Below are 6,555 nucleotides of genomic sequence, written 5' to 3' on the forward strand. Positions count from 1 at the left end.
CTTTCGGGCATGGCCGACTGGCTGGGGGCGGGGATCGAGAATCAGACCCGCCGCACCGGCGAGAACCTCGGCAAGCTCAACGAGCGCCTCGCGGTGATCGACGCGGCGCAGGCGCGCCTCACCGAAATGACGCGCGAGGTCGTGTCGCTGAAGGACATTTTGGCCAACAAGCAGGCGCGCGGCGCCTTCGGCCAGGGGCGGATGGAGGCGATCGTGCGCGACGGCCTGCCGGCGGGCGCCTACGACTTCCAGTTCACCTTGTCGAACCGCACCCGTCCAGACTGCGTCATCCGCCTGCCCGGCGACAGCCGCCTGCTCGCGGTCGATGCCAAGTTTCCGCTCGAAGGTTTTTCGGCGCTTCGCGCCGCGCGCGACGAGGAGACGCGGAAGGGGGCCCAGGCGCGCGTGCGCGCGGACGTGATGAAGCACGTCAAGGACATTGCCGAGCGCTACCTTCTGCCCGGCGAGACGCAGGACGTGGCGCTGATGTTCGTGCCCTCCGAGGCGATCTATTCCGACCTCGTCGAGCATTTCGACGACGTGGTGCAGAAGGCGCACCGGGGGCGCGTCGTCATCGTCTCGCCGACGCTGATGATGATGGCGATCAGCGTCGCCCAGGCGATATTGCGCGATGCGCGCCTGCGCGACGAGGCGCAGGCGATCCAGGCCGAGGTCGGAAAACTCATCAACGACGTGCGGATGCTGACGGAGCGCGCCGCCAAGCTCGAGACCCACTTCCGCCGGGCCCAGGAGGACCTCGCCGGAATCGGCGCCGCCAGCGCCCGCATCGCCCGGCGCGGCGAGCGGATCGAGTTGATGGATTTTTCGCGGAAGGGGGAGTCGACGGAGGCGCTCAAGGTGGCGCGGGGGGCGGAGTAGGGGGCGGTCTCAGGCGGTCTCACCGACGGCTGGCGCGGAGGGTTCGCGTGGCTTAGAAAGGCGCATCATGGACGACAAGCAACGGCAGGCGCTCGAAGCCTATTCCCGAGGCGAGATGACGGCGCTTGAATTGCGCCGGCGTCTCGGCGGCATGACCTTCGGAGAAGTGCTGATGCTGCTCGGCGAGGCGGATTTGCCGCTGCCGCACGCGTCGCCGATCGGGCGTGAGGAGCAGATCGAGAGCGCGCGCGAGTGGATGTTCCGCAAGCATGTCGCGTGACCTGAAGCTCTTCGTGGTCGGCCTGTGAGCGAAACCGCAAACCGTCCCCTCGTCCTCGACGAGGCCGACGCGGCGCTCGACGGCTGGGACGACCCGGTCAGGGGGCGCATCCGCTGGCGGACCCTGTTCTCGCGCCCCGGGACGCCGACCGACGGGATCACCTGTGGCGTCGCGGATCTCGGGCCCGGCGACTGGCTCGGCCTTCACCGCCACGCGCCGCCGGAAATCTACTACGTCCTCGCCGGAACCGGCGTCGTGACGCTGAACGGCGCTGAGACGGCCGTCAAGGCGGGCTCGGCGGTGTTCATCCCCGGGATGGCCGAGCACGGAATCCGGCAGACGGGCGCGCAGCTCTTGCGGTTCTTCTACGGTTTCCCCGTCGACTCGTTCGACGGCGTCGAATACCTGTTCTCGGCGGAGAAATCCGCCTGAACGCGGCGGCCCATCACCCCATCGCGTGATAGCCGCCGTCGACGTAGGAAATGTTGCCCGTCATCGCGCTGGCCCCGTCGCTCACCAGGAACGCGGCCAGTGCGCCGACGTCGTCAAGGGTGATCAGGCGGTGTTCGGGCGAGCGCTTGGCGGTATGGTCCAGCAATTCGTCGAAATTCCTGAGTCCAGAGGCCGAGCGAGTCGCCACCGGCCCCGGTGAGATGCCGTTGACCCGGATTCCCTTGTGCCCGAGCTCCAGCGCCATGTAGGCGATCGCGGTTTCGAGCGCGCCCTTGACCGGACCCATCATGCCGTAATGCTGCATCGCCTTCTGGCCGCCGTAGTAGGTGAGCGCCAGCAGGCAGCCGCCCGACGTCATCAGAGGTTCGGCGAGCTTCGCCATCCTGAGGAACGAATGCACCGAGACGTTCATGGCGTGCGCGAAGCCTTCGGACGAGCAGTCGATCACCCGGCCGTGCAGGTCTTCGGCGCGGGCGTAACCAATTGAATGGAGCGCGAAATCGAGGCGCCCCCACTTTACGGCGATCTCCTCGAACACGCTCTCGAGTTCGCCGGGAACGCTGACGTCACAGGCCCGCGCGATTTCGCAGTCCAGCGCCTCTGCCAGCGGCTGGACATATTTTTCAGTCTTCGCGTTCAGATAGGTGATCGCGAGATCGGCGCCTTCGGCGTGGAAATGCCGGGCGCAGCCGTATGCGAGGCTGCGGTCGTTGGCCACGCCGACGACCAGCCCCTTCTTGCCCTTCAACATCGCCGCGTCCCCGCTCGAACGGTCGGAAGCGTGTAGCACCGGGAAGCCGGGCGCGGTATCGCCAATCGGCGAGGGCGATGCGTCTGCGACGATTTGTCGGCCCGCCGGTCGACTTTGCGCCGCAAGCGCATAGATCTCGCGCGTACCTTGCCTGGACGAAACGGAGGCGAAACATGTCCCTTCACCCTCGCGTCGCCATCGTGACCGGCGGCGGGCGCGGCATCGGCCGCGCGATGGCGCTGGCGCTCGCCGGGGCCGGCGCGCGCGTGATTGTTTCGTCTGCGCGGGAGAACGCCGAAATCGCGGCGGTCGCGGACGAGGCCGAGCGGCGCTGCGGCGAGCGGCGCATTGTTGCGATGGTCGCCGACGTGACGCGCGACGGCGACTGCGCCCGGCTTGTCGCCGCGGCCACCGATTGTTTCGGCCGGCTCGACGTCCTGGTCAACAACGCCGGCCGCGGCATGAAGTACGTCAGCGAGACGTTCATCACCGAGCCCACCCGCTTCTGGGACGTCGCGCCCGAGACCTGGCGGATGGTGATCGACACCAACGTCGTGGGGCCTTTCCTGATGGCCCGCGCCGCTGCGCCCGTGATGATCGCCGCCGGATGGGGCCGGATCGTCAACATTTCGATGAACCACGAGACGATGCGCCGCCGCGGCTTCTCGCCTTATGGCCCGTCCAAGGCCGCGCTCGACTCGGAAACCATCATCTGGGCGCAGGACCTCGCGGGGACAGGCGTGACGGTGAACGCGCTCTTGCCGGGCGGGGTGACGCTGACCGGCATGATCCCGGACGGCGTCGCGCCCGAACTCAGGGCGCAGGCCCTCGACCCGGCGATTATGGCCCGCCGGTCGTCTGGCTCGCCTCCGAGCGGTCGGACGGCGTCACCGGCCGGCGCTTCGTCGCCGCCCGCTGGCGGACGGACCTCGCCGAAGCGGAAGCCGCCGCGGCCGCGGCGGACATGGCCGGGTGGACGACTGGGTAGGACGGGCGCGCCCCCTGCGCGGGCCATCGCCGGTCCCCCCGCCGCGCGGGCGGGAGAGCGCCGCGCCTTGCCAGCGCCGCGCCGCCGCGCTAGCGGTCCCGCCTCTTCTCGACGGGAAAGCCCATGACTTCGACGATGGTCGTCACGCCCTACCGGGCCGCGCCGGGGCGCGCGTGCGGGCCCTGCACGCTCTGCTGCAAGGTCTACGCGCTGCCGGAATTCGAGAAGGCGCCGGGCGTCTGGTGCCGCGAATGCGCGCCGGGGAAGGGCTGCAAGATCCATGAGCAGGCGCCGGCGCAGTGCCGAAATTTCTTCTGCCTGTGGATGAGCGACGGCAAGCTTCCCGAGGCCTGGCGCCCCGACCACGCCAAATTCGTGCTGTCGATCTTCCCGGCGAACGGATTCGTCTACGGTCAGGTCGACCCCGGCTTGCCCGGCGCGTGGCGCAAGGAGCCCTACTACACGGGCCTGCGCAGCCTCGCCCGGACCATCCTCAGCGAGCGCAGGCATGTGGTCATGTTCCTCGGCGAGGAGGCGACGCTCGTCATGCCGGACGAGGCGATCCCGCTCGGCAAGATGACCTCCGCCGACCAGTTCCGCATCGAGCCGGCGTTCGGGCCCAACGGTCCGACCTGGCGGGCGGTCAGGGCCTGAACGATGGCCGACCGCCAGTTCGGGAGCGCGCGCGCTCAAATCCGCATGCACTCGACGGCGAGAAGCAGTTCGACAAGATCATGGCAGCGGCGCCCGTCGAGGCCGGTAATGTCGCGGATGCGCTGCAGGCGCGCATAGATCGTGTTGGGATGGATATCGAGCCGCCGTCCCGCCTTCTGCACATTGAGGTCGGCGTCGGCGACCGCCGACAGCGTGCGCGTCAGGGCGCCGTTGGCCTTCGCGTCCGCGGCGATCAGCGCCGCGGTCCATGCAGGCGCGGTCGAGCGGACGTACTCGCCGCCCGCGTGCACCAGCAGGCTGCGGACGGGGAGCCGAGAGAACGGAACGACGCGCCGGTCGACGCTGGCGAAATCGAGCGCGGCCGTCGCTTCCCTCAGCGCCTTGGGAATCCAGGCGGTCGACGGCCGGTCGGCGCTGACGCCGACGAGGACCGACGGCCCGAGCTGCATCAGAAGCTCGCTCAGGCGGTCCGCGAGATCAGTTTGCGGCGCCGTCCAGCCCGACTGCCGGCGCAGCGCGGACATGACCGCAATGACGCGGGAATTGCGCAAGCCCGCGAGAATCCGGATGCTGGTCGGCGCGAACAGATCGGCGAGCGCGGACAGGAGCCGTTGCGCGCGCTCCGGATTTTCCAGCTCGCCCACGATCGGCGTTCTGACGCCGACGACGCAATAGGACTGGCGCTGGTCGAGATAGCCCGCCGATTTCAGAAGTCGGGCGATCCTGCCGTCGGACTCGTCGTAGCCGCTGAGCAGAATGTTGAGAAGCTCCGCTCCCCGATCCCCTTCCGCCGCCTCGATCAGGCGGGTGTGGGCCACGTATTCTGACGTCATCACGGCGCTGATGACATCGGTATACTCGATCGCAAAGTCGGCGATCGCATCGACCGATTCCCGCGCGCGTTCGGGACGGAGGGCCGTCGCGGCGTCCCTGAGCCAGCGCGACAGGACCCGGTGTCCGCAGCGGTAGGCGTGCAGCGTGACCTCGAGCGGGAAGCGCTGCTCGGCGCGCCGGCGCGCATGCGCCCTGACGAAGGCGAAGTCGCCGGGCTCTTCGCCTTCGAAAAGACGCGCGATCTCGGCGACATGCCCCCTCGAATGATCCTTAAGGTCCGGGAGGACCTGCGGATTGCGGCTGTCGGAGAAGGCGGCGACCTCGGCCAGAACCGCGTCCCGCAAGGCGTCCTCCACGCTGTCGGCCGCGCGCCGCAGAGCCGGGCCGACATCCGGGATGACGCGAAGGTTCGCGAGCCGTTGCAGGGTCTCAACCAGGGCGCGGTTGGCGCGCGCGGCGTCCGTCATCTTGTGAACTCTTCACAGTCCCAACCCGATTTCCGCCGCCGGACTCGCCATGGGCCGGCCACCCGGACAGTGCTAGCCAAGGGGCGTCCTCGTTCCGCTGACCAAGGAGACTCCAATGGCAAAGTATCTGTTTGTGTACCACGGCGGCGGCCATCCAACGAACCCCAAGGAAGTGCAGGAGGTGATGAACGCATGGGGCGCCTGGTTTGGCGGCCTCGGCGCGGCGGTGATCGACGGCGGTAACCCGGTCGGCAAGTCCTACACGGTGAAGCCCGATGGCTCGCTCGTCGACAACGGCGGGGCCAACCCCGCGAGCGGCTATAGCCTCATCGAGGCGTCGAGCATCGAGGACGCCCACGCCAAGGCCAAGGGGTGCCCGCTCCTTAAGGCCGGCGGCGCGATCGAAATCGCCCAGGCGATGGACATGTGACACTTCGCCGGGCGTCGCCCCTAAGGCGGGCGGCGCCCGGCGCCGCGAAGCCACCAAGTCGCGGGAGGGCAACGTGACCGCCGAACTGCGCTATCTCGCCTACACCGCCCTGCTCACCGCGTCGTTGTGGATTCCCTACATCATCTGCCAGGTCCAGACGAACGGCTTGCTGACGCCGGCAAACTACGCCGATCCGGCGCCGCGCCCGGTTCCGCTCTGGGGGACGCGAGCCAATCGGGCCCATATCAACGCCGTCGAGACCTTCGCCCCGTTCGCGGCGCTCATTCTCATCGCCCATGTCGCCGGCAAAGAGAACGCGATGACGGCTTTCTGGGCGATATCGTTCTTCTGGCTGCGCGTAATCCACGCCGTCGTGTATCTCGCGGGCGCGCCCTTCGTTCGAACCCTGGCGTTCGTCCTGGGATTCGTCGCGGTTTGCGGATTGTTCTGGGAGGTCGTGCGCTGAACGCCTCTGGGCCGGCGCCGTCCATTGGACCGGCCGCGATGGCTGATCGCGGGTGGACGCGGATTCCCGACTGTTAAACGGGCAAGCGACCGCGTCCAAAGGGCGGCAGCGCCAACGTCGGTTGGTCCGTCTGGACGCAAATCGGCCGCATCTCTATCTTTGAACCGCGCCGCCCACGGATTTCAGCCGCGGCCGACCGTCATCAGCCAAAGGACCTCGTGACCTTGCGCCGTTTGCTTCTTGCCGCCGGATCCTCATGCGTCCTCGCCGGACCGTCGCTCGCCGATCCGGCGATCACCTCCGCCCCCTCCAACCTGCGGAGGGCCGCGAAC

Annotated in this window: 9 protein-coding genes; 7 read left to right on the forward strand and 2 right to left on the reverse strand. The window is 68.5% G+C overall.

All coding sequences use genetic code 11. The annotated features are described in order from the left end of the window. From ACLP25_RS09720 to ACLP25_RS09730, 3 genes are all read left to right on the forward strand, one after another. On the forward strand, window positions 1-879 hold an 879-nt coding region (locus tag ACLP25_RS09720; protein WP_442468996.1), incomplete at its 5' end, for a DNA recombination protein RmuC. A gap of 67 nt (window positions 880-946) precedes the next feature. Continuing rightward, entirely contained in the window at window positions 947-1,159 is a 213-nt protein-coding gene (locus ACLP25_RS09725; protein ID WP_442468997.1) for a hypothetical protein, read from the forward strand. 24 nt (window positions 1,160-1,183) lie between these two features. After that, the gene (locus ACLP25_RS09730) at window positions 1,184-1,591 is read left to right on the forward strand and encodes a cupin domain-containing protein (RefSeq protein WP_442468998.1); all 408 of its coding nucleotides are present in this window, start codon (window positions 1,184-1,186) and stop codon (window positions 1,589-1,591) included. Window positions 1,592-1,604: 13 nt separating this feature from the next. Here ACLP25_RS09730 and fabI read toward each other — a convergent pair whose 3' ends face one another. Next, window positions 1,605-2,363, reverse strand: coding sequence for an enoyl-ACP reductase FabI (gene fabI / locus ACLP25_RS09735; protein ID WP_442468999.1), 759 nt, complete (start codon window positions 2,361-2,363; stop codon window positions 1,605-1,607). A 173-nt stretch (window positions 2,364-2,536) separates the two neighbouring features. On the opposite strand from fabI, the gene ACLP25_RS09740 reads away from it, so the two are divergent. Both ACLP25_RS09740 and ACLP25_RS09745 read left to right on the forward strand, forming a co-directional pair. Beyond that, window positions 2,537-3,478, forward strand: a complete 942-nt coding sequence (locus ACLP25_RS09740; RefSeq protein ID WP_442469000.1) for an SDR family NAD(P)-dependent oxidoreductase — start codon at window positions 2,537-2,539, stop codon at window positions 3,476-3,478. Next, on the forward strand, window positions 3,475-4,005 hold the full coding sequence (locus tag ACLP25_RS09745) for a hypothetical protein (RefSeq protein WP_442469001.1): 531 nt from the start codon (window positions 3,475-3,477) through the stop codon (window positions 4,003-4,005). The genes ACLP25_RS09740 and ACLP25_RS09745 overlap by 4 nt, the downstream gene beginning before the upstream one ends. A gap of 35 nt (window positions 4,006-4,040) precedes the next feature. Here the strand turns inward: ACLP25_RS09745 and ACLP25_RS09750 are convergent, their stop codons facing one another. Next, window positions 4,041-5,327 carry a PucR family transcriptional regulator gene (locus ACLP25_RS09750; protein WP_442469002.1) on the reverse strand — a complete coding sequence of 429 codons (1,287 nt, stop codon included), beginning with the start codon at window positions 5,325-5,327 and terminating at the stop codon, window positions 4,041-4,043. 115 nt (window positions 5,328-5,442) lie between these two features. On the opposite strand from ACLP25_RS09750, the gene ACLP25_RS09755 reads away from it, so the two are divergent. Together ACLP25_RS09755 and ACLP25_RS09760 are read left to right on the forward strand one after the other, a co-directional pair. Further along, window positions 5,443-5,757, forward strand: a complete 315-nt coding sequence (locus ACLP25_RS09755; RefSeq protein ID WP_442469003.1) for a hypothetical protein — start codon at window positions 5,443-5,445, stop codon at window positions 5,755-5,757. 73 nt (window positions 5,758-5,830) lie between these two features. Continuing rightward, window positions 5,831-6,223 (forward strand): MAPEG family protein, encoded by a 393-nt coding sequence (locus tag ACLP25_RS09760; protein WP_442469004.1) that lies wholly within the window; start codon window positions 5,831-5,833, stop codon window positions 6,221-6,223. Window positions 6,224-6,555: the final 332 nt, after the last annotated feature.

The organism is Roseiarcus sp., assembly GCF_052145395.1.
Taxonomy (GTDB): domain Bacteria; phylum Pseudomonadota; class Alphaproteobacteria; order Rhizobiales; family Beijerinckiaceae; genus Roseiarcus.

What these genes read in the sequence shown, in the direction of transcription:
- ACLP25_RS09725 (WP_442468997.1), top strand. Translation starts at nt 947, where the DNA reads ATGGACGACAAGCAACGGCAGGCGCTCGAAGCCTATTCCCGAGGCGAG.
- fabI (WP_442468999.1), bottom strand. Translation starts at nt 2,363, where the DNA reads ATGTTGAAGGGCAAGAAGGGGCTGGTCGTCGGCGTGGCCAACGACCGC.
- ACLP25_RS09740 (WP_442469000.1), top strand. Translation starts at nt 2,537, where the DNA reads ATGTCCCTTCACCCTCGCGTCGCCATCGTGACCGGCGGCGGGCGCGGC.
- ACLP25_RS09745 (WP_442469001.1), top strand. Translation starts at nt 3,475, where the DNA reads ATGACTTCGACGATGGTCGTCACGCCCTACCGGGCCGCGCCGGGGCGC.
- ACLP25_RS09750 (WP_442469002.1), bottom strand. Translation starts at nt 5,327, where the DNA reads ATGACGGACGCCGCGCGCGCCAACCGCGCCCTGGTTGAGACCCTGCAA.
- ACLP25_RS09755 (WP_442469003.1), top strand. Translation starts at nt 5,443, where the DNA reads ATGGCAAAGTATCTGTTTGTGTACCACGGCGGCGGCCATCCAACGAAC.